Here is a 23,085-nt window from a genome sequence, read left to right on the forward strand (position 1 = left end):
ACGTCGCGCCAGCACGGAACCGTCGAAGTGGCCGGGGCGGAGGCCGGCGAACGGGGGCGAGGGGTGGGCGCAAGGGCGGGGCACGTAGAATGGACCGGTGATGCAATCCCCCCTGCCCGTACGTGACGGCGTGAATGCGACCCGCCTTCGCCTGCCGGAGGAGGGGCCGTGGGACACCGCCATGGAGTACATGATGCACCGCTGGGGCCACATCGACCCGCAGGGCATCGAGGACCGCTTTGACGCCGGCGAGATCGTGGGCGAGGCCGGCGTCCCGCTGGACCGCACCACCCCCCTGCGCCGCCACACCTTCATCTGGTACTACCGCTCCCTGCCGCCGGAGACGCGTATGCCCGTGGAGCTGAACATCCTGCACCAGGACGAGCATCTGCTGGTGGTGGACAAGCCGCACTTCCTCCCCACCACGCCGGGCGGCACCTACATCCAGGAATCGGCCCTGGTCCGGCTGCGCAACCAGCTGGAGCTGCCGGACCTGATCCCCATGCACCGCCTCGACCGCATGACCGCCGGGATCCTGCTGCTCTCCACCAACCCGGAGACCCGCGGGAAGTACCAGGTGCTCTTCGAAAAGCGCCAGGTCCAGAAGGAGTACGAGTGCGTGTCCGCCGCGGAGCCCGCCGCCGGGCACCCCGCCGTCGACTTCCCCGTGGTGGTCCGGAACCGGATGACTAAGTCCCGCAGTTACCTGCTCGCCGAGGTCATCCCCGGTGAGCCCAACGCCGAGACCCGGATCGAGCGGCTGCGCTGCTTTGACGGGCCCGCCCGGACGGGAGCGGCCGACGACGGCGTCCCGCGCCGCGCGCTGTACCGCCTGGAGCCGCACTCGGGCAAGACGCACCAGCTGCGAGTGCACATGGCGTCGCTGGGACTCGGGATCGTAAACGACGCGTTCTACCCCGACCTGCTGGATAAGGCGCCGGACGACTACACTAGACCCCTGCAGCTGCTGGCGCGCGGCATCCGCTTCGTCGACCCCATCTCGGGCGCCCCGGTGGAGTACCGGAGCCGGCTCACCCTTTCCGAGGCCCGCTAGCCCGCTAGCCCGTTAGCCGCGGGCGCGCCGCGCGCCCACCCGCAACGAACCACACCGCGCCCACTCCGCCGGATATGCGGTACCTTGTGCCCATGGACCTGGCCAACGCGGACACCTGGGGAGCCGCGATCTATTTCTGGATCATCCCCGTGGTCCTTGGCGACGCCATCTTCCCGCCGGTCCCCTCCGAAATGCTGGTCATCACCGGCGGCGCCCTGTCGGCCGACGGGCGCGCCAACGTTTTCCTCGTGGCGTTCCTCGCCGCGGTGGCGTCCTGGCTCGGCGACCTCCTGGTGTTCCAGCTGTTCAAACGGCGGCTAAGCCATGTGCTGGACCGGTGGAGCTGGGGCCGGAAATTCCACAGCGGGGTCCACCTCGCCATCGCCCGGGCCGGCCGCTCATCCACCTACGGGGCGATCATCGGGATCCGGTTCATCCCCGGCGGCCGGCTCGCCACCACCGCAGCGGCCGGGATCGCCAACGTGTCCACCCGCGGCTTCAGTTTCTGCGCGGCCCTGGGCGGCACGCTGTGGGCGGTGTGGTCCGTGGCCCTCGGCTACGTCACGGGCTCGGCCACCAAGCTGCCCTTTTGGGCCAGTTCGCTGATCGGGGTGGGAGTGGGCCTGGTGATCGGCGCCGTCGTCGGAGTGATCGTCACGCGCCGCCGCGGCAGCCGCTCCCCTGTGGTGGAGCCCGGCTCCCCCGGCGCGGATCCCGACGCCGAACTCGACTTCTAGGCCGGCGCCGCCGCCGGCAGGTGGCCGCTAGACCGGCGCCCAGCGGCCGCGGTTGCGGCGAAGCACCGTCAGTGTCCCGGTGACTGCCACGCGTTCGACGGCGTCGCGCATCATGGCGGCCGACTCCAGCGCCTGGCTGTTCTCCGCGGCATAGGCCGTGGCGTCCACCAGGAAACGCAGGTTCAGCTGCGGGACGCCGCCGGCGAGTTCCAGCTGGTTCGACTCCACGTGGTGCCGCGTCCCGAGCACCTCCACGGCCGTTGCCATCACGGCCTCCGGCGGGTTGCCCGGCTTGAGCCCGGTGATTTTGAGTCTGGTCTGGAACGACGGCATAAAACCACCCTAGCCGGAGCCGGCAGGACGCAAGCCAGCGCGGACCGCCCCGGCCGGGAGCGCCCCGGCCGAAACCCCAACCAAAGCCCCGGGCCCCTACCCCGTATTGCGCAGCCCGGCGGCCACACCGTTGACGGTGATCAGCATCGCGCGCTGGAGCCGCTCGTCGATCTCAGGATTGGACATGTCCGTCCCGGCAGCGGATTCGGCGCGGACGCGACGCAGCAGTTCCACCTGCAGGTAACTGATCGGATCCAGGTACTGGTCCCGGATTTCGAGCGAGCGCTTGAGGGTGGGCTGGGCGTCCAGCAGCAGGTTCTCACCCGTCAGGGTCTGGATTTCGGCGACCGTGAGCTCGTACTCGGCCCGGATGGCGTGGAACAGGTGGTGCAGCTCCTCCGGGACCAGGGTGGAGACGTAGTAGCCGGCGATGTCCATGTCGGTCTTGGCCAGGGTCATTTCGACGTTGGAGAGCACCGAACGGAAGAAGTGCCACCCGTCCATCATCTCCACCAACTGGGCCGTGTGGCCGGCCTCGCGGGCCGCCTTGAGTCCCGAGCCGACGCCGAACCAGCCGGGAACGATCTGCCGCGACTGGGTCCAGCCGAACACCCACGGGATGGCCCGGAGCCCCTCCAGCCCGGCCCCGGAATCGGGGCGTTTGGACGGCCGGGACCCGATGTTCAGCGACCCCAGCTGCTCCACCGGGGTGGAGGCCATAAAGTAGGCCGGCAGGTCCGGGTCATCGATCAGTGTCCGGTACCGGGCGAACGCGGCGTCCGAGATGGTTTCCATCACGTGGCCGTACCGCTCCCGCTGGTCCTCGGAGGTGCGCGGGGCGCGGTGCAGCGCGGAACCCTGGAGCACCGCGGCGAGGGAGAGTTCCAGGTTTTCGCGGGCGAGCTCCGGCAGCGAGTACTTGTCCGAGATCACCTCGCCCTGTTCGGTGAACTTGATCTCGCCCTCCAGGACGCCGTTGGGCTGGGCCATGATGGCGTCATAGGTGGGCCCGCCGCCGCGGCCCACCGACCCGCCGCGGCCGTGGAAGAGCCGCACCCGCACGCCGTGCTTGGCCGCGACGTCGCGCAGCTTCCGTTGGGTTTTGTAGATTTCCCACTGGCTGGTCATCACCCCGGATTCCTTATTGGAGTCCGAGTAGCCAAGCATGATCTCCTGCACGTCGCCGCGCAGCCGGACCACCTCGCGGTAGGAAGCGTCGGAGAGCAGCGCATCGACGATCTCGGCCGAGGCCCGCAGCTCTTCGACGGTCTCCAGTAGCGGGGCGAACCCGATCTTCGCGTAGGGCGCCTCACCGAAGACGTTCACCAGCCCGGCCTCGCGGGCCAGCACGGCGGCGGCCAGGACGTCGTCTGCGCCGCGGGTCATGGACACGATGTAGGTCTCGATGACGTCCGGGCCGTAGGTGCGCAGGGCGCGGCGGATCTCGCGGAAGACGTCGTAGGTGCCGTCCGCGACGCCGTCGAGCTTGATCGGGTGGCCGGAGAGCGGTCGCCGGGACGCGAGCTCGGAGCCGAGAACCTCCAGCCGCTCGGCCCGGCTCAGTTCGGCGTACCGCACGCCGGGGCCGCCGAGCCGGTCCATCAGCTGGCCGACGGCGTCGTGGTGGTGGTCGGCGTGTTCCCGGATGTCCAGGGTGGCCAGGTGCAGGCCGAAGGAGGAAATCGCGCGCCGGACGCGGGCCAGGGCACCGTCGGCGGCGAGGGCGGCGTGGTGGTTCCGGAGCGAGGTTTCCAATAGACCCAGCTCGGCCAGGAGCTCGGCAGTGGCGGCGTAGTCACGGCCCGGCTCGTGGGCGGACCCGGCCGCAACCCGGCGTCCGGTGTTGAGCAGTTTCGCCTTGATGCAGGTGAGTTTGAGCCGGTACGGTTCCTGCGCGTTCAGTTCCAGGACGCGGCGGTCCAGGCCCGGCAGGTTCTTCAGGTCGACGTCGATCGAGTCCAGCAGTGCCTGGTCCGCCCCGGCGAGCGCCGTGGAGTTGGACAGGATGGAGATCAGCCCGTCGATCAGGCCGATGCTGATCCGGACGGCGTGCTGGTTCTGGATCTGCAGGATTTCGCGGGTGACGGCCGCGGTGACGTTGGGGTTGCCGTCCCGGTCCCCGCCGATCCAGGACCCGAAGCGGATCGGCGCCTTGGTGACCGGCAGGCTGACCCCGTGATCGCCGAGGAGTTCGGAGAGGTCCGAGAGCATCTCCGGCATGGCGTCCCCGAGGATCCCGGTCAGGTAGTAGATGGCGTTCCGGGCCTCATCCCCGGGGGTGGGCCGGACCTGCCGGAGCTCGTCGGTCTGCCACATCTGGTCGATCACCTCGGCCAGCTGGCGGTCCTGGCGGCGGCGGGCCGCGGTCCCGTCGAGGGTGGCCTCGGACAGCACGTCGGAGAGCCTGCGGATCTTGTCCAGCACGGAACGGCGCGAGGCCTCCGTGGGGTGCGCGGTGAAGATCGGCCGCACGTCGAGCTCATCCACCACGTCCTGCAGCACACCCGGGCCGGCCTGCTCAGCGATGTCCGCGACGGCCCTGGCCAGCCAGCCGTCCTTCTCCTGCCGGTTCCGCAGCCCGCGCACCCGGTGGACCTGCTCGGCGGCGTTGGCCAGGTGGAAGTAGAACGCGAAGGCCCGAACCAGGTCGGTGGCCTGCTCGAGCGGCAGGGAGCCGAGCAGTTCCCGGACCTGGGCGACGACGTCGTACGAGCTCCAGGGACCCGTGGCGTCGGCGCCACCGCGGGCAGCCTCCTTGGATTCCTTGGTCAGCAGGCGCACCTGCTCCACGAGGTCCAGGAGTTCCGGGCCGTGCTGGCGGACCAGGGATTCGCCGAGCAGGGTGGACACCCGGCGGACGTCAGCGCGGAGTTCGGAGGCGAGGTCCGAGGCGGAAGTCATTGCAGTGTCAGCCATGGAAACAATCTTTCGAGGGTTCGACTTGGCTCGTACACTGCGCTGGATACTGTGAGCCGGGTTACTTGTACCCATGGGATGTTACCCGGCTCACGGTGCGCCGTGGAATCCGTCTCAGATAGTGTCCGCCCCCTTGCCGTTCGAGGCCCGGGGCCTAGCGGGCGATCTTGAAGTTGAAGTCCGCGTTCCCGAGGGCACCCCAGAGCCGCAGCCAGACCGGCAGGAGCATCTCCGTGCCGCGGGCCGTGGTGATGTCGCCCAGGTCGATGATGTCGCGGTGCCCCAGGTCCGCCAGCAGGCCGGACACCGCGGCCTTGGCGCCGGCGTCGTTGCCGGAGACGAAGACCGAGTGGTCGCCGCCGGCCACACTTGCCGGGTCCACCATGATCGCGGCGTTCATCGTGTTGAGGGTCTTGACCACCCGGGCGTCGGGGAACGCCCGCTGGATCTGCTCGCCGAGGCTGTCCGTGTTCACCGGGTTCAACGACGGCGGGAAGCCCTGGGAGAAGTCGAGCGGGTTCGCGATGTCCACAATGACCTTGCCGGCCAGGTTGTCGGCGCCGGCGGCGTTCAGCGCCTCCAGGGATCCGGTCCCATTGGTGGCGTTGACAACAATGTCGCTGCCGGCCGCGGCCTCGGCGAAGGTGGCCAGCGCAATGTCGGAATGTTCCGTGTGCCACTGGGCGAAGGGGACGCCGCCCATCGGGCCGGCCTCGGTCCGGGCCAGGGTGGCCTGCGGGTCCCGGGTGCCGATAGCGACGTTGTGGCCGAGCTTTGCCAGGGCGCCTGCGACCGTGGGGCCAACGGTGCCGGTGCCGAAGACTGCGATTTTCATGGGGACCTCACGGGTTTCGGATTATGGGGTAGACAGAACCGTCTACCATCTGGCGAGACGTTATCAGACAGAACTGTCTACGGCAAGACCCGGCAAGCTGGATAGACAGACTGGTCTGTGTACCATGAAGCTATGACCGCGACAGCCCCAGCGCCCACTGCCGGGCCCCGGGCTGTCCGGACGCCGGCCGGCCAGGCGAAGGACAAGATCCTGGCAACGGCATTCCGGCTCTTTTATGCCCAGGGCCTCCGGGCGGCCGGGATCGATACGATCATTGCCGAGTCCGGCGTCGCCAAGGCCACCTTCTATAAGTACTTTCCGGCCAAGGACGACCTGATCCTGGCCTATCTCGAGCGGGTCGACGGGGTCTGGAGCGGGCAGCTGCACGCCGCCGCCGACGCCGCTGGGCCGGAACCCGCGGACCAGCTGGTGGGCCTCTTCGACGCCCTCTCCACCGCGTGCCGCCGTGACGGTTACCGCGGCTGCGCGTTCATCAATGCCGCCGCCGAATCCGCCGCCGGCACCCGGGTGCACCAGCGGACGGTTGCCCATAAGCAACAAATCCTGGCCTGGATCAGGTCCCTGGCAGCGGATGCCGGCGCCCCGGACCCGGACGGCCTGGCGCGGAGCCTGACCCTGGTCCTGGACGGCGGCCTGGCCAGCGGGGTCCTCGACGCCGACCCCGCCGCGCCCGCCGCGGCCCGCGCCACCGCCGCCGCGCTGGTCGCGGCGTCCCTCGCAACCCCGCCCGCTACCAGGAGTGACGCCCGTGACCACCGCTGAGACCCCCGCCGACCCGCAGCTTGCCCGCTGGCAGCGCTTCCGCACCAGCCGGAACACCGCCCTCGCCAGCGACTACGGCTGGCTGACCCTGACCTCGTTCCAGTGGCTGGCGGCCTCCCCCGCCGCCGTCGACCTCGCGCCGGGGCAGTGGTCAACGGACGGCACGACGGCGTTCCTCACCGCCGCCGCGGCGGACGGGCTGACGCTGGTGGAGTCTGGCGACCCCGTGGACGGGACAGTCAGCGCGGAACTGGCCGACGAGGAATCCCTCCTGTGGGTCCAGTACGGCGGCACGGACGGCCGGCAGGTGGTGGTGGAACTCGCCATGCGCGCGGACAAATACGCGATCCGGACCCGCGATTCGGCGTCGCCGGTCTTCACCGGGTTCAGCGGCGTTCCCACCTTCGACTACCGGCCCGACCTCGTCATCGAGGCGCGCTACAAGCCCTACCCCGAGCCGGTGGACGTGCCCATCGGCACGGCCAACCCGCTGGTCGACGGTGTGCACCGCTCCGTCGGCGAGCTCGTCTTCCGGCTCCCCGGCCAGGAACACGAAAGCCGCCTGCAGGCCGAAGAAGAGAAGCTCGGCGCCCTGACGGTCACGTTCCACGACGAGACCAACGGCGAGAGCACCGACGAGTGGCGCAAGGTCTCCACGGCCCGGCCGCGGCCGGACAGCACCGTGATCCTGGACTTCAACCGGGCCATCAACTACCCCAGCGCGTTCACCCCGTACGGCACCTGCCCCATGCCGGTGAAGAACAACAGCCTGGACTACCGGATCGAGGCCGGCGAGAAGCAGCCCTTCGCCTAGCGGTACCCCGGACAGGCACCCGGGGTCAGGCAATCGCGGAGACCCCGGTGACCGCGCGGCCCACGATCAGGGTGTTGATCTCGTAGGAACCCTCGTAGGTGTAGATCGCCTCGGCGTCGGCGAAAATCTTCGCCATCCGGTAATCGGTGACGATCCCGTTGCCGCCCAGCAGGGACCGGCCCATCGCCACGGTTTCCCGCATCCGGGCGCTCACGTAAGACTTCGCCAGCGCCACCTGGGGCATATCCGCCGCGCCCCGGTCCTGCAGCTGCGCGAGCCGGACCATCATGCCCATACTCGCCACCGCGTTCCCGAGCATGATCACCAGCTGCTGCTGGACCAGCTGGAACTTCGCCAGCGGCCGGCCGAACTGCTGGCGTTCGACGGCGTACTGCCGGGCGACGTCGAACGCCGCCAGCTGCTGCCCCACACCCTGCCAGGCGACCATGATCCGCGACCCGCGCAGCAGCTCGTTGGTGTCCTCGAAGCTGTTTATCCCGGCGAACCGGTCCGATTCGGCCACCCGGACGTCCTCGAAGACAATGTCGGCGTTCTGCACGGTCCGCAGCGCGATCTTGTTCTCGATCCGGCTCCGGCTCACACCCGGCAACGTGGCGTCGACGATGAACCCGCGGATGCCGCCGTCGGCCTCGTCGCGGGCCCAGACCAGCATGTAGTCGCAAAACGTCCCGTTCCCGATCCAGCGCTTGGCGCCGTTGAGGACCCAGTAATCGCCGTCCTCCCCGCCGGAGACCCGGCGGGCGGTGGTCTCCATGCCGCCGGCGACGTCGGATCCGTGGTCCGGTTCGGTCAGCGCGAAGGCCCCGGTGGTGCGCAGGTTGGCCGCGTCCGCGAGCAGCCGGGCCTTCTGGTCCGCCGAGCCGAACCCGTAGAGGGACTCCACGAAAAGGTCATGGTGGACCAGGAAGAAGGTGGCCAGCGAGGTGTCCACCCGGGTCATCTCGGCGATGACGAGGCCGGCGAAGAGGTTGCTGTAGCCGCGCTGGGCGGGCGCGCTGAGTTCGAGCGCCGCGAGTTTGGGCAGGATGTGTGCCGGGAACTCGGCGTCGTTCCACCACCGGGTGGCGAACGGCGCCACCTCGCGGGCCAGGAACTCCCGCAGCTCGGCCATTTTCGCCTGCTCGGCGGCGCTGAGGAGCGACTCGAAATCGAAGAAGTCGGCGGTCGGCAGTCCGGAGAGGGCCGGGTCCACGGGGGCGGTGGCGTCCACGGCGAGGGTCACTTCGGTCCCATCCGGATGGCACCGTCGAGCCGGATGGTCTCGCCGTTGAGCATTGCGTTCTCCACGATGTGCGCTGCCAGGTTGGCGTATTCGGCGGGGCGGCCCAGCCGGGACGGGTGCGGCACCTGGCTGCCGAGGGAGTCCTGCGCCTCCTGCGGGAGTCCGGCCATCATGGGGGTCTCGAAGATCCCGGGGGCGATGGTGACGACTCGGATCAGCGAGCGCGCCAGCTCGCGGGCGATCGGCAGGGTCATCGCCGCCACGGCCCCCTTGGAGGCCGCGTAGGCGGGCTGGCCGATCTGCCCGTCGAAGGCTGCGACGGAGGCCGTGTTGATGATGACGCCGCGTTCGGCCCCGCCCAGCTCCGTGTGCGCCGGCTCGGTGGCAGCCATCGCGGCCGCGGCCAGGCGGATGACGTTGAACGTGCCCACGAGGTTGATCTGGATGACGCGGCTGAAGGTCTCCAGCGGGAGCACTCCGTCGCGGCCCAGCACCTTGCCGGGGGTGGCAATGCCGGCGCAGTTGACCACAATCCGCAGCGGGCCGAGGGCGACGGCGGCGTCCACGGCGGCCTGCACCTGCTCTTCGCTGGTCACGTCTGCGGGGACGAAGACGGCGCGGTTTGCCGTGTCGGCCTGGCCGCCGGCCTGTGCGTTCAGTTCGGCCGCGAGGCCCTCCCCGGCGGAGGCGGGCAGATCAACCAGCACCACGGAGGCGCCGGCAGCGAACAGCCGCCGGGCCGTGGCGGCGCCCAGCCCGGATGCACCGCCCGTGATCAGCGCGACAGTACCCAAGACGTCCATACATCCTCCTTGATGTGGAACTGCACCCCGGCCGTAGACTTCACGCAGCCCACCGGCACCAGGGAACATTAGTTAGTACAGGTTAACTGGAATGCCAATATTGCGCACGTCGGACGCGGGAATCCGTGCCGGGGACACCGCCGCCACTAGGCTTGGTCCCATGACCGCAGCATCCGCCCATGCCCCCGCCACGAACTGGTCCTTCCGCGCCGACGAGGCCGCCCGTTCCGTGACCCGGCTGTTCGGGCAGCGCCTCTTCTTCCTGCCCGGCACGCACATCGCTGCGATCACCCGCCCGTCGGGCCGGCTGAAGAACCTCGCACGGCCGTGGCACTACTGGTGGCAGGCGCACTACGTTGACTGCCTCGTGGACGCCGGACGCCGCGAACTCGGTGGCGAGGGCCACACGCCGGCGAAGTTCGACGGCGACAACCTGCCCAGCGCCGGCCAGCTCGCGTCCCGCCTGGTCACCGGCATCCGGCTGCGCAACTTCCTGACCGTGGTCAACAGCTTCTACGACGACATGGCCTGGCTGGCCCTTGCCACACTGCGGCTCGAGACACTGGCCGAGGACACCCGCAAAAGCCCCGGGCGGCGGCGCAACGCCAAGGTCCTGAAGAGCCTGACCCTGCAGTTCGACTCGGCCTCGACCGATGACCTGGGCGGCGGCACGTTCTGGAGCAAGAAACGCGACTTCAAGAACACTCCGGCCACGGCCCCGATCGCCCTGTACTACGCCCGCACCGGACAGGCGGCCCGGGCGCAGGCCCTGCTGGACTGGCTGGACGCCAGGCTCTTCGACCCCGAGCAGGGGATGTACCAGGACGGCCTCCGGATTGCCCCCGGCGGCGAACTGGTGCTGGAGAGCGCCATCTATACCTACAACCAGGGCCCGGTACTTGGCGCCCTGCTGGAGCTGGGCGGGGAGGCGAACCTGCAGCGGGCGGCCGCACTGGTGGCGGCGGTGGGGCGCAGCCTCACGGTCGAGGCGCCGCTGATGGGCCGCAAGGCCACCGTCCTGCGCTCCGAGGGAACCGGCGACGGCGGCCTGTTCACCGGGATCCTGGTCCGCTACCTCGCCCTGGCCGCCGTCGACGAACGGCTGCCCGACGAGACCCGGACCGAGGCGGCCCGCCTCGTCACGGACACCGCGGAGGCCTTCTGGGAGGGCCGGCGCCTGGTGGCGGCGCAAGAGCCGCTGGCGCGCAACGGCGCACGGCTGGTCTTTGCGGCCCGGCCCGAGCTGCCGGCCCGGCGCAGCTACCCGGCGGGTTCCGCCGTCGAACTCTCCACCCAGCTGCAGGCCTGGATGGTGCTGGAGGCAGCGGCGTCCATCGCCGGGAAGCTGCCCGTCGTCGAACCTGCCAAGGTCGACTCCGAGAGCGGGGCAGCCAGCGCCCCGGACGTTTCGGAGGCCCTGGAGACGCCCGAGGCCAATTAGGTCACGCAATAGTTTCGTAATTCATGTGATCCTCCTCACTTAAGGCACTCTCGGCTTGGTTGCTTAGGTTTGGCTAACCTACAGTTTTTCGTAGTGAGCATGCCCTAACTTCCCCGCTCACGGAGGTTAGGCACCTACGACCTTTTCCTTGCAGAAAGTAGCCTCATGAAGATCCGCAACAACGCGCTGGCCGGCATCGCCCTCGCCGCCACCGCCGCGCTCAGCCTCGCAGCCTGTGGCACCGGCGCCTCCTCCGGCAGCACTACCGGAGCCGATGGCAAGCCTGCCGGTGAAATCACCGTCTACAACGCCCAGCACGAATCACTGACCAAGGAATGGGTGGACGCCTTCACGGCGGAGACCGGCATCAAGGTCACCGTCCGCCAGGGCGACGACACCGAGATGTCCAACCAGATCATCCAGGAAGGCGCGGCCTCGCGGGCCGACGTGTTCCTCACCGAAAACTCCCCCGCCATGGCCCAGGTGGAAAATGCCGGCCTCTTTGCGGACGTGGACAAGGCCACCGTCGACCAGGTCCCCGCAGGGTTCCGCCCGTCCACCAACAAGTGGACGGGCATCGCCGCCCGCTCCACCGTGCTGGTCTACGACAAGGCCAAGCTGAGCGCTGACAAGCTGCCCAAGTCCATGCTGGACCTGGCCAAGCCCGAGTGGAAGGGCAAGTGGGCGGCGTCGCCCTCCGGCGCCGACTTCCAGGCGATCGTCTCGGCCCTGCTGGAACTCAAGGGCGAGGCCGCCACCGAGGAATGGCTCAAGGGCATGAAGGAGAACTTCAAGGCCTACAAGGGCAACAGCACGGCCATGAAGGCCGTCAACGCCGGTGAAGTGGATGCCGCCCTGATCTACCACTACTACTACTACGGCGACCAGGCCAAGACCGGCGAGAACTCCAAGAACGTCACACCGTACTACTTCAAGAACCAGGATCCCGGCGCGTTTGTCTCCGTCTCCGGCGGCGGTGTGCTCAAGTCCTCGAAGAACGCCGCAGCCGCCCAGGCGTTCCTGAAGTTCATCACCGGCAAGAAGGGCCAGGAAGTCCTGCAGAAGGGCACGTCCTTCGAGTACCCGGTGGGCTCCGAGGTCGCGGCCAACGGGAAGCTGGTACCGGTGAAGGAACTGCAGGCACCCACGGTCGATCCGGCCAAGCTGAATTCCGCCAAGGTCACCGACCTGATGACCAAGGCAGGCCTGCTCTAAGCGGTGACAAAAACGCTGGCTGCTCCCGGAACCACCGGCGGCACGACGACGGCGGGCAGGGCCACGCGGCCCCGCCCGCCTTTCGGCGTCTCGGTTGTGTCGATCCTGGCCGTCCTGATCGCCCTGTTCTCCCTGGTCCCGCTCGGCTACGTGGCCTTTATGACGGTCGCGACCGGCTGGGACACCGCCGTCGGCCTGATCTTCCGGGCCCGGGTGGGTGAACTGCTGCTCAACACCGTGCTGCTGATGGTGATCACCGTGCCGCTGTGCGTGGTCCTCGGCGTCGGCGGCGCCTGGCTGGTCGAACGCACCAACCTCAAGGGCCACAAGTGGTGGGCGGTGCTGCTGGCCGCGCCGCTCGCGGTGCCCGCGTTCGTCAACAGCTACGCGTGGGTCTCCGCCGTCCCCTCGATGGGCGGGCTGTGGTCCGGCGTGCTGATCGCCACCCTGTCCTACTTCCCCCTGGTCTACATCCCGGCCGCCGCGACGCTCAGCCGCCTCGACCCCGCCATCGAACAGTCCGCCGCGTCCCTGGGCCTTGGCGCGTGGCGCGCCTTCTTCCGCGTGGTGCTGCCCCAGCTCCGGATCGCGATGACCGGCGGCGCGCTGCTGGTCTCCCTGCACCTGCTGGCCGAGTACGGCGCGTTCGCGATGATCCGCTTCGACACCTTCACCACCGCGATCATGGTCCAGTACCAGTCCACCTTCAACGGAACGGCCGGAAACATGCTGGCCAGCGTGCTGGTCTTCTTTTGCCTGATCCTGCTCCTGGTCGAAGTCCGCGGCCGCGGCACCGCCCGGTACGCCCGGGTCGGTTCCGGCGCGCAGGCCAAGGCGCTGCGGCTGCCCCTGCACGCCTACCAGCTGCCCGCGCAGTTCTCCCTGCTGGCCCTCACCGCCCTGGCCTTCGGGCTTCCCCTGACGTTTGTGGTGCGCTGGATCGTCGCCGGCGGCCCCGCCATCTGGTCCGCCGACGAGTTCCTGCCGGCACTGCTGCAGACCCTCGGCTACGGCCTGGCCGGAGCGGCCGCCACCACCGTGGTCGCGTTCCCCATGGCCTACCTCGCGGTGCGGCATCCCGGCTGGTTCAGCAAGGCCCTGGAACTCTCCAACTACGTCACCAGCTCCATGCCGGGGATCGTCGTCGGCCTGGCCTTCGTGACGGTGAGCATCCGGATGGCCCCGGACCTGTACCAGACCACGGCCCTGCTGGTCTCCGCGTACGTGTTGCTGTTTCTGCCCCGCGCCCTGGTGAATATCCGCTCAGGGCTGTCGCAGGCGCCCAAGGAGCTCGACGAGGCAGCCCAGGCCCTCGGCAAACCGCCGCTGCTGGCCTTCCTGCGGGTCACCCTGCGGCTGACCGCACCGGCTGCCGCCGGCGGGGCCGCCCTGGTGTTCCTGGGGATCGTCAATGAGCTGACGGCCACCCTGCTGCTCTCGCCCAACGGCACGCGCACCCTGGCCACCGAATTCTGGAGCAAGAGCAGCGAAATCGACTACGCCGGCGCCGCACCGTACGCCCTGTTGATGATCCTGATCTCGGCGCCCATGACCTACCTTCTCTTCCAGCAGTCCAAGAAAGCAGCGGGACAGTGACCGAACAAAACCCCTCCCGGCTCCCCGAACCCCGGATCGCGGCCTCCGTGGCGCCCAGCACCAACAGCCACCTGGAAGTCGAGGCCGTCACGAAGAACTTCGGCTCCCAGGCGGTCCTCAAGGGCGTCAACCTCTCCGTCGCCAAGGGCGGAACGACGGCGATCGTGGGGCCCTCCGGCTCGGGCAAGACCACACTGCTGCGCCTGATTGCCGGTTTTGAACACCCCGACACCGGCACCATCGCCCTCAACGGCCGCACCGTGGCCGGGGACGGGCTCTGGGTCCCCGCGCACAAACGGCATGTTGGCTACGTCGCCCAGGACGGCGCCCTCTTCCCGCACCTGACCGTGGGGCAGAACATCGCGTTCGGCCTCGACGCCGGCAAGCTCGACGGCGGCCACCGCGGCGTCAAGGCACGCGTGGCCGAACTGCTCGAAATGGTCGCCCTGGACCCGGCCATGGCCAAGCGGCGCCCGCACCAGCTCTCCGGCGGCCAGCAGCAGCGCGTCGCCCTGGCCCGCGCGCTGGCCCGCGAGCCGGAACTGATGCTGCTGGATGAGCCGTTCTCCGCGCTCGACGCCGGGCTGCGGGTCGCCACCCGGCGGGCCGTCGGCAAGGTGCTTCACGACGCCGGGGTCACCACCATCCTGGTCACCCACGACCAGGCCGAGGCGCTGTCCTTCGCGGACCAGGTGGCCGTGATGCGCGGCGGAAAACTCGCCCAGATCGGCAACCCCTTTGTGGTCTACACCCGCCCGGCGGACCGGGCCACCGCGGAATTCCTCGGCGACGCGGTGATCCTCGACGCCTGGATGGAAGGCTCCCTGGCCACCTGCTCCCTCGGCGGCATCCCCGTCCGCCGGCCCCCGGCGCAGGGCCGCGTCCAGCTGATGCTCCGCCCCGAGCAGATCCGCATCGCAGAGGACGGCCCCATCCGGGGCACCGTGGTGGACACGGACTACTTCGGCCCCGAAACCACTGTCCGGCTGAAACTGGCCGTTCCCCCCGTCCTGGCCGAAGGGGCCGTCGCGGACCACCGCTACCCCGGCGGCGGCGAGGTCATCACCATCCGGCACTGGAACGCCTCCATCGCCCGTCCCGGCACCGAGCTGTGCCTGCGTGTGGTGGGCGAGGCCGTCGCCTTCCCGATGGAGGACCCGGCCGACGGCTGAGGCCCCCGCTGTCCGCACATACCCGGCGTTGCGGCGCTGCCTGGCCATGCCCGGCAGCGCGTTCAGCCCTAGGTCCGGCGGACGCCCCGGCATAGGCTGGGGCGCATGACTGTTCAGCCAGCACTTCACCGTCAGCACTGCGCCGTAGCCGCCCCCACCCAAGTGTGGCTTGATGCCGACGGACGGCTGACCGGGGGCGCGCCGGGCTCCGAAGCCGCGGGAGCTGCCACCGGCACGGGACCTGAAACCGGCGCCGGCGAGTGGTTCACCGGGCTGCTGCACGGGGACACCCGGATGCTGTGCCGCGCGGAGGTGACCGTTAACGGATTCGCTCCGGAGCCCGCCACGGTCGAGTCCGCGCCCGGCGGGGTGCTCCGGGTCCGCGGCCTGGTCCGCGGCATCGAAGGCCCCACCGAAGATCCCGCCGTCGAACTCCTGCAGACCTGGACGGTCACCCCCGGAACCGTCCGCGTGACCCTCCGCCTGAGCACCTCGCTGGAAGCCCTCGACGCCGAGATCAGCGTCCGCCTCGCCGCCGACTTCACCGACATGGCCGCCATCCGGCTGGGCCGCTACCGCGAACCCCTGCAGCCCGCCGCGGCAGACGAATCCACCCTCCGCTGGACCGAGGACGGCAAAACCCTGACGGTGTCCGCGGCCGGCAAGGTGGCCTCCGGCGAACGGCTGGTCTGGCGGGGAACGGCCGGCCGCGGCCGGCCCCTGGAGGCCGAATGGCAAGCAGCCCTGAGCGACACCGAAGACGCCGTAACGGCTGCCCCACCGGCCACCCGCCGGGTCCGCGCGCAGCCGGACGGACCGCTGGGCCGGCTCCTGGACAACGCCCTCGATGAGCTCGACGGGCTCCGCCTCGCGACCCGCAAGGCCCCCGAGGCCCCCTTCCTGGCCGCCGGCGCCCCCTGGTACTTCACCCTTTTCGGCCGGGACTCGCTCTGGGCGGCCCGGCTGCTCCTGCCCTTCGACTCAGCGCTGGCCGCCGGAACCCTGCACGCCCTGGCCGCCCACCAGGGCACCGCCACGGATCCCGCCGCGGCCGAGGAACCGGGCAAGATCCTGCACGAACTGCGCGCCAAGGAACTCATCCTGGAGAGTCAGGCCCTGCGGCTGCCCCCGGTCTACTTCGGCGCCGTCGACTCGACCCCGCTCTGGCTCTGCCTGCTGGGCGAACTGGGCCGGGCGGGCACCGACGAATCCGCGGTCCGTTCCCTGCTGCCCAACGCCGGCCGCGCGGCGCAGTGGCTGCTGGCTGCCGGGGCCGCCGGAAACACGGCCAACGCCGGATTCCTCAGCTATCAGGACACCTCCGGCCACGGCCTGAGCAACCAGGGCTGGAAAGACTCCCGCGACGCCATGCAGTTCCGCGACGGCCGGCAGGCTGACGGTCCCATCGCCCTCTCCGAGGTCCAGGGGTACGCCTACCAGGCGGCAGTGGCCACGGCGGACCTCTTCGATTCCTACGGGGAACCCGGGGCCGCGGAACTGCGCGACTTCGCCGCGGCGCTGAAACAGGACTTCCGCGAGCGCTTCTGGGTGGAGGACGACGCCGGCTGGTTCCCCGCCATGGCCCTGGACGGCCACGGCACTCCGCTGGATATCCCGGGTTCGAACATGGGACACCTGCTGGGCACGGGCATCCTGGATCCCGGCGAGGCGCGGCTGGTCGCGGACCGGCTGTTGAGCCCGGAACTCTTCTCCGGCTACGGCCTGCACACCCTCTCCAGCCGCGCCGCGGGTTTCTGGCCGTTCAGCTACCACTGCGGCTCGGTCTGGAGCCACGACACAGCCATCGCCATCCGGGGCCTGCTCAGCGACGGTTTCACCGCCGAGGCCCGGGTGCTCGCAGAGGGACTGCTGGCGGCAGCGGGGTCGTTCGGCCACCGGCTGCCCGAGCTCTTCGCCGGCGTCACCGCGGCGGAGTCGGGGCACGCCGTCCCGTACCCGGCCTCCTGCCACCCGCAGGCCTGGTCCTCGGCCTCGGCCGTGGTGCTGGCGCAGGCGCTCGGCGTAGCTTTCTAGGCGGCCGGGAGCCCGGACGCGGGGGCCGCCTTCCGGGCGGCCCTCAGGCCGTCCACCAGGACCACGATCCCGGTCACGGCAACCGCGAGCCCCAGCGAGGCGACAACGTCGGTGAGCCAGTGATAGCCCAGATAGAGCCGGCTGAAGGCCACCAGCAGCGTGCCCAGGACCGCCCCCGCGAAGGCCAGGACCGCCGTCGGACGCCGGACCGCCCGCGCTCCGGCGCTGGCGAGCAGCAGGTAGATGAGCACCAGCAGGAACACGCCTGCCCCGAGCGTGTGGCTGGAGGGGAAGGAAAAGGCGTCGTCCGGGCCGGTGAGGAAGCCCGCGGCCGAGGGCCTGCCGCGCGAAATCTGGTGTTTGAGGAAAGTGGAAACGCCCAGCGCGGCGGCCACGGAACCGATCAGCAGCGCCGGCCGCCAGATCTCACGTTTCCAGCCCGCCCAGCCCAGCGCCAGCACACCCGCAACGGCGCCCAGCCACGGCGGGGCGGTCACGGCACTGACCGCAGCCATAATGACTGTCACGGCCGGTGAGCGGGCCTCGATGAGCGCGTCGTGGACGCCGCCGTCGAGCAGAGCGAGTCCCGAGTCCGTCTGGACGGCGGCCAGCATGAGCCAGAACACTGCCTCCCCGGCCACCAGCAGGCCCGCGGCCGCAAAGAACAGCGCGCGCTGCGAAAGCTGGACGGGCAGGGCTGCACCTGGCTTCCCGGTCTGGGTAATGGGCATTGGATAACTATGCCAGCTTGGGCTGCCGGAATCCCGGACGGTTACTGGGAAGCCGCTGGAGACCCCGGGGACGGACGCTTCTTTTGCGGGTACGGCGTCTCATGCCGTGCCAGCATCTCCACGAACCCGGCGATCTTCCGTTCCCGGGTGGCGGCCTGCTTGACCGAGTTCGTCCGGTAGATCAGCGCGTACCGGTTCACGGATGTCAGGACCTCGAACATCGCCTGCGCCCGGGGGTTAGCCGCGATGGCGGCGGCAAGGTCGTCCGGAACCTCCGCGGTGGCGGCCCCGGAGTACGCTGCCTCCCAGCGGCCGTCGGCCTTGGCGCCCTCGACGGCGGCCCGTCCCGCGGGCGTCATCCGGCCGTCCGCCTCGAGGCGCCCGATGCGCTCCACGTTCCGCGCCGACCACACGCTTTTCGGGCCGCGCCGGGTCATCCGCTGGAACGAGGTCTCCTCGTCCCGGCGCCTGCCCTGGCCGTCGATMCAGCCAAAACACAGCGCCTCCTGCACGGCGGCCTCGTAGTCCAGCTCGGTGACGGAGCCGCCCTTCTTGTGCAGCACCAGCCACACCCCGGGGCTGTCCCCGTGGTGTTGTTCCAACCAGGAGCGCCACTCGGCGGCGTCCTTGACCAGCAGTTCCGTAAGCTCAGCAGCCATGGCACCATTGTGCTCCCAGCCCCAACCCAGCAGGGAGTACCAATGCTGCGTGTCCGCCCCATCCACTTCACCTCCCGCCTCGACCAGTGGGAGCGTCTGCTGACGGACCTGGGCGTGGTCAAGACGGTCGCCGGGCCCACCTGGCGGGAGTTCGACGCCGGCGCGGGGCGGCTCGCGCTGCACGTCGCCGAACCGGGATCGGCGGAGGACGGCACCACGTCGTTCGGCGTCGAGGTCGGGGACCTCGCGGAGTTCGCCCGCCGGACCAACGACGCCGGCGCGGGCACCGCGGGCGGGGGCGGCACCGCCGCGGAGGTCATCGCGGCAGACCACGGCTCAACGTGCCGCGTTACCTCGCCGGACGGATTCAGCTTCCTCGCCGACGCCGCAGCCCGTGCCTCCGACGGCTCCTGGGCCACCGCCGCGGACGCGGATCCGGACCTGGCCGTCGTCGGCGTGTGGTTCGCGGCGGACATCGCGGCGGCGGCCCGGACGCTGCGCGACATCGGCGCCCGCCCCCGCCCGGCAGGCGCGCCGGGGGACGGGGATGGGGCCGGGGACGCCGTGGCGGAGGCGTTTACGGCGAAGAACGGCGGCGTGCTGATGGTCGGTCCTGCGGACGGGAATGTAGCCGGCGGGGCGGCGGCCGTGGCCGGCGGCGCCGGACTGGGTTTCGAATACGCCGGGGACCTGGCCGCGCTGCGCGGGCGGCTCGCGGACGCCGGGCAGGACGTTGAGCTCCTGGGCGACGCCGCCGTGCCGCTGCTGCACGTCGGCAGCCCCGATGCGGACACCGGCCGCCCGCACTCCCTGTGGATCGCCGCGGCCCCGGCGGTTGCCCTGCCCCGGACCCGCTGACCCGGGGGCTGACCACGCCCGGGCAACGCGGATGGGGTAGAACTTAACCATGAACGTTCGCACTCCCGACCCCAATCCCGGCTGGCTCTCCGACGACGATCTTTTCGAGGCCCGCGGCCGGCTGCCCATGGTCTACGTTGAGGCCGTGCCGGTCCGGCTGGACCCGCTCGGGTTTGTGAATGAGGTCGGCACCCTGCTGCAGGCCGACGAGGACGGCACCATGGTCCGGTCCCTGGTCTCCGGCCGGGTGCTGTACCGCGAGACCATCCGGGCGGCCCTGYTGCGSCACATGGAAAAGGAYCTYGGCCCGCTCGCGTTCCCGCAGCTGCCGATCAGCCCGGTCCCCTTCACGGTGGCCGAATACTTCCCGTCCCCGTCGCACACCGGGTTCACCGACGACCGGCAGCACGCCGTCGCCCTGGCGTACATCATCCCCGTCACGGGTGACTGCTCGCCGCGGCAGGACGCCCTGGAACTGACCTGGATGACGCCGGAAGAGGTCATGAGCTCGGATGTGCAGCTGGAGTTCAGCGGGGGCCGCGGAGCATTGATCCGGCAGGCGTTGGCGTTCGCGGGCGTCGGCCACTAGGAGCCCCGGTCTTTGTAGACTGTTGAGCGGACCGAAAGAGAATTTAAGGACTCCCGATGACCCACCCCACAGCCTCCCTGAACTACAGCGAACGGCAGGCGGGATCTCTGCGGACCGGGGACCTGCTGCTCCTGCCCGACGCCGAGCGCACGGCGGAGATCCTGCGCGTCGACGTCGATAACGACGACTTCGGCACCCCCGCCATCGTGCGGGCCACCCTCACCGGCGGCGGAATGCTGCGGATCGCCGCAGGCTCCGTCGTCTTCGTCCGGGAGGCCGACGCACTGCCTCCGGAGGCAGTCACCGCGGACGGCTCCGCTGCCACTGCCGCCGCCCCTGACCCCGCCTCCGGCGAGGCCGCCCCGGCCTTCCCCGCGGACAGCGACGGGCCGGAACTGCAACTGGTCCCGGCGCACGCGGAGGACAGCAGCACGACGGCGGCTCCCGCCGTCGTCGTCCCTCCCCCGCCGGCGGCCCCGCCCGCCGCCAGCGGACCCAGCGACGCGGACCTGGCCCTGATCCCCCTCACCGACGGGACCCCGGAGTCTGTGGTGGAGGCCGCCGCCGAGGCGCACCAGGATGCGCTCGGTGTGCTGCTACTGAGCGACCGGCTGACCAAGGGCATCAACACCAAGTCCGGCAGCTGCCTCAAGGACCTCAGCGACCTGGCCCACGAACTGTTTGTGGTGCTCAAGGACGCCGACAACGCCCTGGCCGTCGCGGACCTGCTCAACGTGCTGCCGTTCGACGGAAACCCCGGCCGCTGGTCGTCGGTGGAGGCCTCACTCGCCCTGTCCAGCTACATCTGCCGGCAGCAGGGTCAGGACGAACGGGCGGCGGTGTACGAGAAGTTCCTGCGGGCACCGGATGCAACGGAAACGGATCCCTTCAAGGCCCGCATCAACGCCAAGGTGCGCCAGCGCTCACTCAACGAGCCGAACCTGTACGACAAGGAAATTTTCCGCGCCATCGACAACTCCAACACCGACGCGGAACGGGAATGGCGCCTCCTGCGGCTGGAGGCGCTCCTTTTCCTCCGCGCCCACGGCGGCTCACAGACCATCGGCGGCCCCGAACTCGAGCGCCGGATCGGCAACGAACTGGAGTCCGTGCGGGCCTGAGCGGCGGGACCGGTTTAGCCCTACCCCGGCACGGCCGGGAGCGGTAGATTCACCCCATGACGAACAATCTCAGCGTGGTGATCAACTCCGACGCGCCGCAGGTCTGGACCATGCTCCGCGAACCCGCCAAGGTGGCCCAGTGGCACGGCTGGGAGGCCGAGGACCAGGCCGCCGAGATCGACGCGATCTATTTCGGCCCGAACGTGGTGGAGGGCGCGGACCACACCTCGCTGGTGGTCGACGGCGGCGACGTGTTCACCCTCAAACCCGTCCCCGCGGGCACGGAAGTCAGCGTGACACGGGCGGCGATCGACCACAATTCCGAGTGGGCGGCCTGGGATGAGGACATCACCCAGGGCTGGCTGACGTTCCTGCACCAGCTCCGGTTCGCCCTGGAACACCACCCGCACGGCAGCCGCCGGACGTTTTTCTTCTCGGTGCCCGGCACCGGGGGCTCGGCGATCGACAAGCTCGGCCTGTCCGACGTGCCGGGCCCGGGCGAACCGTATTCGCTGACCCTCGCCACCGGGGAGGAGATCTCCGGGAAGGTCTGGTTCCGGAGCAACCACCAGGTGGGCCTGACGGTGCAGAGCTACGCCGAGCACGGGGACGGCCTGGTGATTGTGGCGGACCAGCCGTCCATCCCGGGGGTCCGGCCCGACGGCGGCTCCCTGGCCATCGTCTCGACCTACGATCTGGGCGGCCATCAGCGCGACGCCATCCGCAACCACTGGGACACCTGGCGGGCTGAGAACTACCCCACATCGGACCCGCTGCACTGAGGCAACGGCTGCGTTAGCTGGCACACTTGAACGGTGCCAGCGAATCCTGAAGCCGTCCCACCGTCCCCGCAGCCAGCCCGGCAGTCCGAGTTCTCCTTCCGCGTGGGCAAGCGCCTGGCCGACAAGTGCGTGCCGTCGGCCGATCAGATTGCCGCCAACGGCGGGGAGTTCCTGGGCCGCACCGGCACCATCACCACACCCCACGGCGAGATCCAGACCCCGGCGTTCATCGCCGTCGGCACCAAGGCCACGGTCAAGTCGGTGCTCCCGGAATCCGTCGCCGACCTCGGCGCGCAGGCCGTGCTTGCCAACGCCTACCACCTGTACCTGCAGCCCGGCGCGGACATCCTGGACGAGGCCGGGGGCCTGGGCGCGTTCATGAACTGGCGCGGGCCCACGTTCACGGATTCCGGCGGGTTCCAGGTGATGAGCCTGGGCTCGGGCTTCAAGAAGGTCATCGACATGAAGTCGGTGGACAATTCGGGGCCCGACGACGCCGTCGCCCCCGGCAAGGAACGCCTGGCCCACGTGGACGAGGAGGGTGTGTGGTTCAAGAGCCACCTCAACGGCGACCGGCACCGCTTCAGCCCCGAAATTTCCATGAACGTCCAGCACCAGATCGGCGCGGACATCATGTTCGCCTTCGATGAGCTCACCACGCTGCAGAACTCCCGCGGCTACCAGGAGGAATCCCTCGAACGCACCCGCCGTTGGGCCGAGCGCTGCATCACCGAGCATTTCCGGCTCACGTCCGAGCGGGCCGGCAAGCCGTACCAGGCCCTGTTCGGGGTCATCCAGGGCGCCCAGTACGAGGACCTCCGCCGCAAGGCCTGCCGGGATCTGGGCGCCATGAACTTCGACGGCTTCGGGATCGGCGGCGCCCTGGAGAAGGAAAACCTGGGCACGATCGTGCGCTGGTGCAACGAGGAACTGCCGGAGAACAAACCCCGGCACCTGCTGGGCATTTCCGAGCCGGACGACATTTTCACCGCGATCGAGAACGGCGCGGACACCTTCGACTGCGTCTCCCCCACCCGGGTGGCCCGGAACTCGGCGTTCTACCACCCCACCGGCCGGTACAACCTCTCCGGTGCCAAGTACAAGCGCGACTTCGGCCCGTTGCAGGAAGGCTGCGACTGCTACGCCTGCCTGAACTACTCGCGGGCGTACATCCACCACCTGTTCAAGGCCAAGGAAATGGTCTCCGCCACGCTGATCTCGATCCACAACGAGCGCTTCGTGGTGAAGATGGTCGACGACGCCCGGCTCGCCATCGAGGCCGGCAACTTCTTCGAGTTCAAGGCCGAGACCCTGGCGAACTACTACTCGTAGGCGCCCCACCCTAGCCCCCGCCGCCGTCGTCGCGCCG

Annotated in this window: 21 protein-coding genes; 14 read left to right on the plus strand and 7 right to left on the minus strand. The window is 69.9% G+C overall.

Translation table 11 applies throughout. The features are described from left to right. The first annotated feature begins 100 nt into the window (after window positions 1-100). Together AC1DBE_RS11815 and AC1DBE_RS11820 are read left to right on the plus strand one after the other, a co-directional pair. Complete coding sequence (locus tag AC1DBE_RS11815) at window positions 101-1,054, plus strand: RluA family pseudouridine synthase (RefSeq protein WP_476970669.1); 954 nt, start codon at window positions 101-103, stop codon at window positions 1,052-1,054. 92 nt (window positions 1,055-1,146) lie between these two features. Continuing rightward, a complete protein-coding gene (locus AC1DBE_RS11820; RefSeq protein ID WP_476878926.1) occupies window positions 1,147-1,791 on the plus strand; it encodes a DedA family protein in 645 nt (214 codons plus the stop codon). Window positions 1,792-1,818: 27 nt separating this feature from the next. Here the strand turns inward: AC1DBE_RS11820 and AC1DBE_RS11825 are convergent, their stop codons facing one another. From AC1DBE_RS11825 to AC1DBE_RS11835, 3 genes are all read right to left on the minus strand, one after another. After that, entirely contained in the window at window positions 1,819-2,124 is a 306-nt protein-coding gene (locus AC1DBE_RS11825) for a hypothetical protein (protein WP_476970645.1), read from the minus strand. Between the two features lie 96 nt (window positions 2,125-2,220). Beyond that, window positions 2,221-5,040: a phosphoenolpyruvate carboxylase gene (ppc, locus tag AC1DBE_RS11830; RefSeq protein ID WP_476970646.1), complete on the minus strand. Its 2,820-nt coding sequence runs from the start codon at window positions 5,038-5,040 to the stop codon at window positions 2,221-2,223. A gap of 154 nt (window positions 5,041-5,194) precedes the next feature. Then, on the minus strand, window positions 5,195-5,875 hold the full coding sequence (locus AC1DBE_RS11835) for an NADPH-dependent F420 reductase (protein WP_476878929.1): 681 nt from the start codon (window positions 5,873-5,875) through the stop codon (window positions 5,195-5,197). A 132-nt stretch (window positions 5,876-6,007) separates the two neighbouring features. Here AC1DBE_RS11835 and AC1DBE_RS11840 point away from each other — a divergent pair, with 132 nt between their 5' ends. Both AC1DBE_RS11840 and AC1DBE_RS11845 read left to right on the plus strand, forming a co-directional pair. After that, entirely contained in the window at window positions 6,008-6,658 is a 651-nt protein-coding gene (locus AC1DBE_RS11840; protein WP_476970647.1) for a TetR/AcrR family transcriptional regulator, read from the plus strand. Then, window positions 6,645-7,472 carry a DUF1684 domain-containing protein gene (locus AC1DBE_RS11845; RefSeq protein WP_476970648.1) on the plus strand — a complete coding sequence of 276 codons (828 nt, stop codon included), beginning with the start codon at window positions 6,645-6,647 and terminating at the stop codon, window positions 7,470-7,472. The genes AC1DBE_RS11840 and AC1DBE_RS11845 overlap by 14 nt, the downstream gene beginning before the upstream one ends. A gap of 25 nt (window positions 7,473-7,497) precedes the next feature. Here AC1DBE_RS11845 and AC1DBE_RS11850 read toward each other — a convergent pair whose 3' ends face one another. Next, entirely contained in the window at window positions 7,498-8,715 is a 1,218-nt protein-coding gene (locus tag AC1DBE_RS11850; protein WP_476970649.1) for an acyl-CoA dehydrogenase family protein, read from the minus strand. Beyond that, window positions 8,712-9,518, minus strand: a complete 807-nt coding sequence (locus tag AC1DBE_RS11855) for an SDR family NAD(P)-dependent oxidoreductase (RefSeq protein WP_476970650.1) — start codon at window positions 9,516-9,518, stop codon at window positions 8,712-8,714. The genes AC1DBE_RS11850 and AC1DBE_RS11855 overlap by 4 nt, the downstream gene beginning before the upstream one ends. A 160-nt stretch (window positions 9,519-9,678) precedes the next feature. Between AC1DBE_RS11855 and AC1DBE_RS11860 the strand changes: the two genes are divergently transcribed. The 5 genes from AC1DBE_RS11860 (at window position 9,679) to AC1DBE_RS11880 (ending at window position 16,976) form a co-directional block, all read left to right on the plus strand. Continuing rightward, window positions 9,679-10,959, plus strand: coding sequence for a glycoside hydrolase family 76 protein (locus tag AC1DBE_RS11860; RefSeq protein WP_476970651.1), 1,281 nt, complete (start codon window positions 9,679-9,681; stop codon window positions 10,957-10,959). Window positions 10,960-11,124: 165 nt separating this feature from the next. Then, a complete protein-coding gene (locus AC1DBE_RS11865; protein ID WP_476970652.1) occupies window positions 11,125-12,174 on the plus strand; it encodes an iron ABC transporter substrate-binding protein in 1,050 nt (349 codons plus the stop codon). 3 nt (window positions 12,175-12,177) lie between these two features. Then, entirely contained in the window at window positions 12,178-13,770 is a 1,593-nt protein-coding gene (locus AC1DBE_RS11870) for an ABC transporter permease (RefSeq protein WP_476970653.1), read from the plus strand. Next, entirely contained in the window at window positions 13,767-14,942 is a 1,176-nt protein-coding gene (locus tag AC1DBE_RS11875; RefSeq protein WP_476970654.1) for an ABC transporter ATP-binding protein, read from the plus strand. The genes AC1DBE_RS11870 and AC1DBE_RS11875 overlap by 4 nt, the downstream gene beginning before the upstream one ends. Before the next feature lie 105 nt (window positions 14,943-15,047). Then, complete coding sequence (locus AC1DBE_RS11880) at window positions 15,048-16,976, plus strand: glycogen debranching N-terminal domain-containing protein (RefSeq protein ID WP_476970655.1); 1,929 nt, start codon at window positions 15,048-15,050, stop codon at window positions 16,974-16,976. On the opposite strand, the gene AC1DBE_RS11885 is transcribed toward AC1DBE_RS11880, so the two are convergent. Both AC1DBE_RS11885 and AC1DBE_RS11890 read right to left on the minus strand, forming a co-directional pair. Continuing rightward, on the minus strand, window positions 16,973-17,707 hold the full coding sequence (locus AC1DBE_RS11885) for a phosphatase PAP2 family protein (protein WP_476879214.1): 735 nt from the start codon (window positions 17,705-17,707) through the stop codon (window positions 16,973-16,975). The two genes, AC1DBE_RS11880 and AC1DBE_RS11885, sit on opposite strands and share 4 nt — an antisense overlap. Before the next feature lie 41 nt (window positions 17,708-17,748). Then, window positions 17,749-18,366, minus strand: a complete 618-nt coding sequence (locus AC1DBE_RS11890) for a YdeI/OmpD-associated family protein (RefSeq protein ID WP_476970656.1) — start codon at window positions 18,364-18,366, stop codon at window positions 17,749-17,751. A gap of 42 nt (window positions 18,367-18,408) precedes the next feature. On the opposite strand from AC1DBE_RS11890, the gene AC1DBE_RS11895 reads away from it, so the two are divergent. Genes AC1DBE_RS11895 through tgt form a run of 5 tightly spaced genes read left to right on the plus strand, consistent with a single transcriptional unit; the run spans window position 18,409 to window position 23,048 of the window. Then, on the plus strand, window positions 18,409-19,224 hold the full coding sequence (locus tag AC1DBE_RS11895) for a VOC family protein (protein WP_476970657.1): 816 nt from the start codon (window positions 18,409-18,411) through the stop codon (window positions 19,222-19,224). Window positions 19,225-19,273: 49 nt separating this feature from the next. Continuing rightward, window positions 19,274-19,813 (plus strand): NUDIX hydrolase family protein, encoded by a 540-nt coding sequence (locus tag AC1DBE_RS11900; RefSeq protein WP_476879217.1) that lies wholly within the window; start codon window positions 19,274-19,276, stop codon window positions 19,811-19,813. 56 nt (window positions 19,814-19,869) lie between these two features. Further along, on the plus strand, window positions 19,870-20,934 hold the full coding sequence (locus tag AC1DBE_RS11905; protein WP_476970658.1) for a DUF6707 family protein: 1,065 nt from the start codon (window positions 19,870-19,872) through the stop codon (window positions 20,932-20,934). Window positions 20,935-20,990: 56 nt separating this feature from the next. Continuing rightward, window positions 20,991-21,716, plus strand: a complete 726-nt coding sequence (locus tag AC1DBE_RS11910; RefSeq protein WP_476970659.1) for an SRPBCC family protein — start codon at window positions 20,991-20,993, stop codon at window positions 21,714-21,716. Window positions 21,717-21,749: 33 nt separating this feature from the next. Continuing rightward, on the plus strand, window positions 21,750-23,048 hold the full coding sequence (tgt, locus tag AC1DBE_RS11915) for a tRNA guanosine(34) transglycosylase Tgt (RefSeq protein WP_476970660.1): 1,299 nt from the start codon (window positions 21,750-21,752) through the stop codon (window positions 23,046-23,048). Window positions 23,049-23,085: the final 37 nt, after the last annotated feature.

The sequence above is a fragment of the Arthrobacter sp. 10T416 genome (assembly GCF_056394165.1).

Bases quoted from the DNA above. Each gene is read 5' to 3' on its own strand.
- AC1DBE_RS11840 (WP_476970647.1), top strand. From the start codon at position 6,008: ATGACCGCGACAGCCCCAGCGCCCACTGCCGGGCCCCGGGCTGTCCGG.
- AC1DBE_RS11910 (WP_476970659.1), top strand. From the start codon at position 20,991: ATGACGAACAATCTCAGCGTGGTGATCAACTCCGACGCGCCGCAGGTC.
- AC1DBE_RS11855 (WP_476970650.1), bottom strand. From the start codon at position 9,518: ATGGACGTCTTGGGTACTGTCGCGCTGATCACGGGCGGTGCATCCGGG.
- AC1DBE_RS11825 (WP_476970645.1), bottom strand. From the start codon at position 2,124: ATGCCGTCGTTCCAGACCAGACTCAAAATCACCGGGCTCAAGCCGGGC.
- AC1DBE_RS11865 (WP_476970652.1), top strand. From the start codon at position 11,125: ATGAAGATCCGCAACAACGCGCTGGCCGGCATCGCCCTCGCCGCCACC.
- AC1DBE_RS11835 (WP_476878929.1), bottom strand. From the start codon at position 5,875: ATGAAAATCGCAGTCTTCGGCACCGGCACCGTTGGCCCCACGGTCGCA.
- AC1DBE_RS11885 (WP_476879214.1), bottom strand. From the start codon at position 17,707: ATGCCCATTACCCAGACCGGGAAGCCAGGTGCAGCCCTGCCCGTCCAG.
- AC1DBE_RS11860 (WP_476970651.1), top strand. From the start codon at position 9,679: ATGACCGCAGCATCCGCCCATGCCCCCGCCACGAACTGGTCCTTCCGC.
- AC1DBE_RS11820 (WP_476878926.1), top strand. From the start codon at position 1,147: ATGGACCTGGCCAACGCGGACACCTGGGGAGCCGCGATCTATTTCTGG.
- AC1DBE_RS11895 (WP_476970657.1), top strand. From the start codon at position 18,409: ATGCTGCGTGTCCGCCCCATCCACTTCACCTCCCGCCTCGACCAGTGG.
- ppc (WP_476970646.1), bottom strand. From the start codon at position 5,040: ATGGCTGACACTGCAATGACTTCCGCCTCGGACCTCGCCTCCGAACTC.
- AC1DBE_RS11815 (WP_476970669.1), top strand. From the start codon at position 101: ATGCAATCCCCCCTGCCCGTACGTGACGGCGTGAATGCGACCCGCCTT.
- AC1DBE_RS11905 (WP_476970658.1), top strand. From the start codon at position 19,870: ATGACCCACCCCACAGCCTCCCTGAACTACAGCGAACGGCAGGCGGGA.
- AC1DBE_RS11880 (WP_476970655.1), top strand. From the start codon at position 15,048: ATGACTGTTCAGCCAGCACTTCACCGTCAGCACTGCGCCGTAGCCGCC.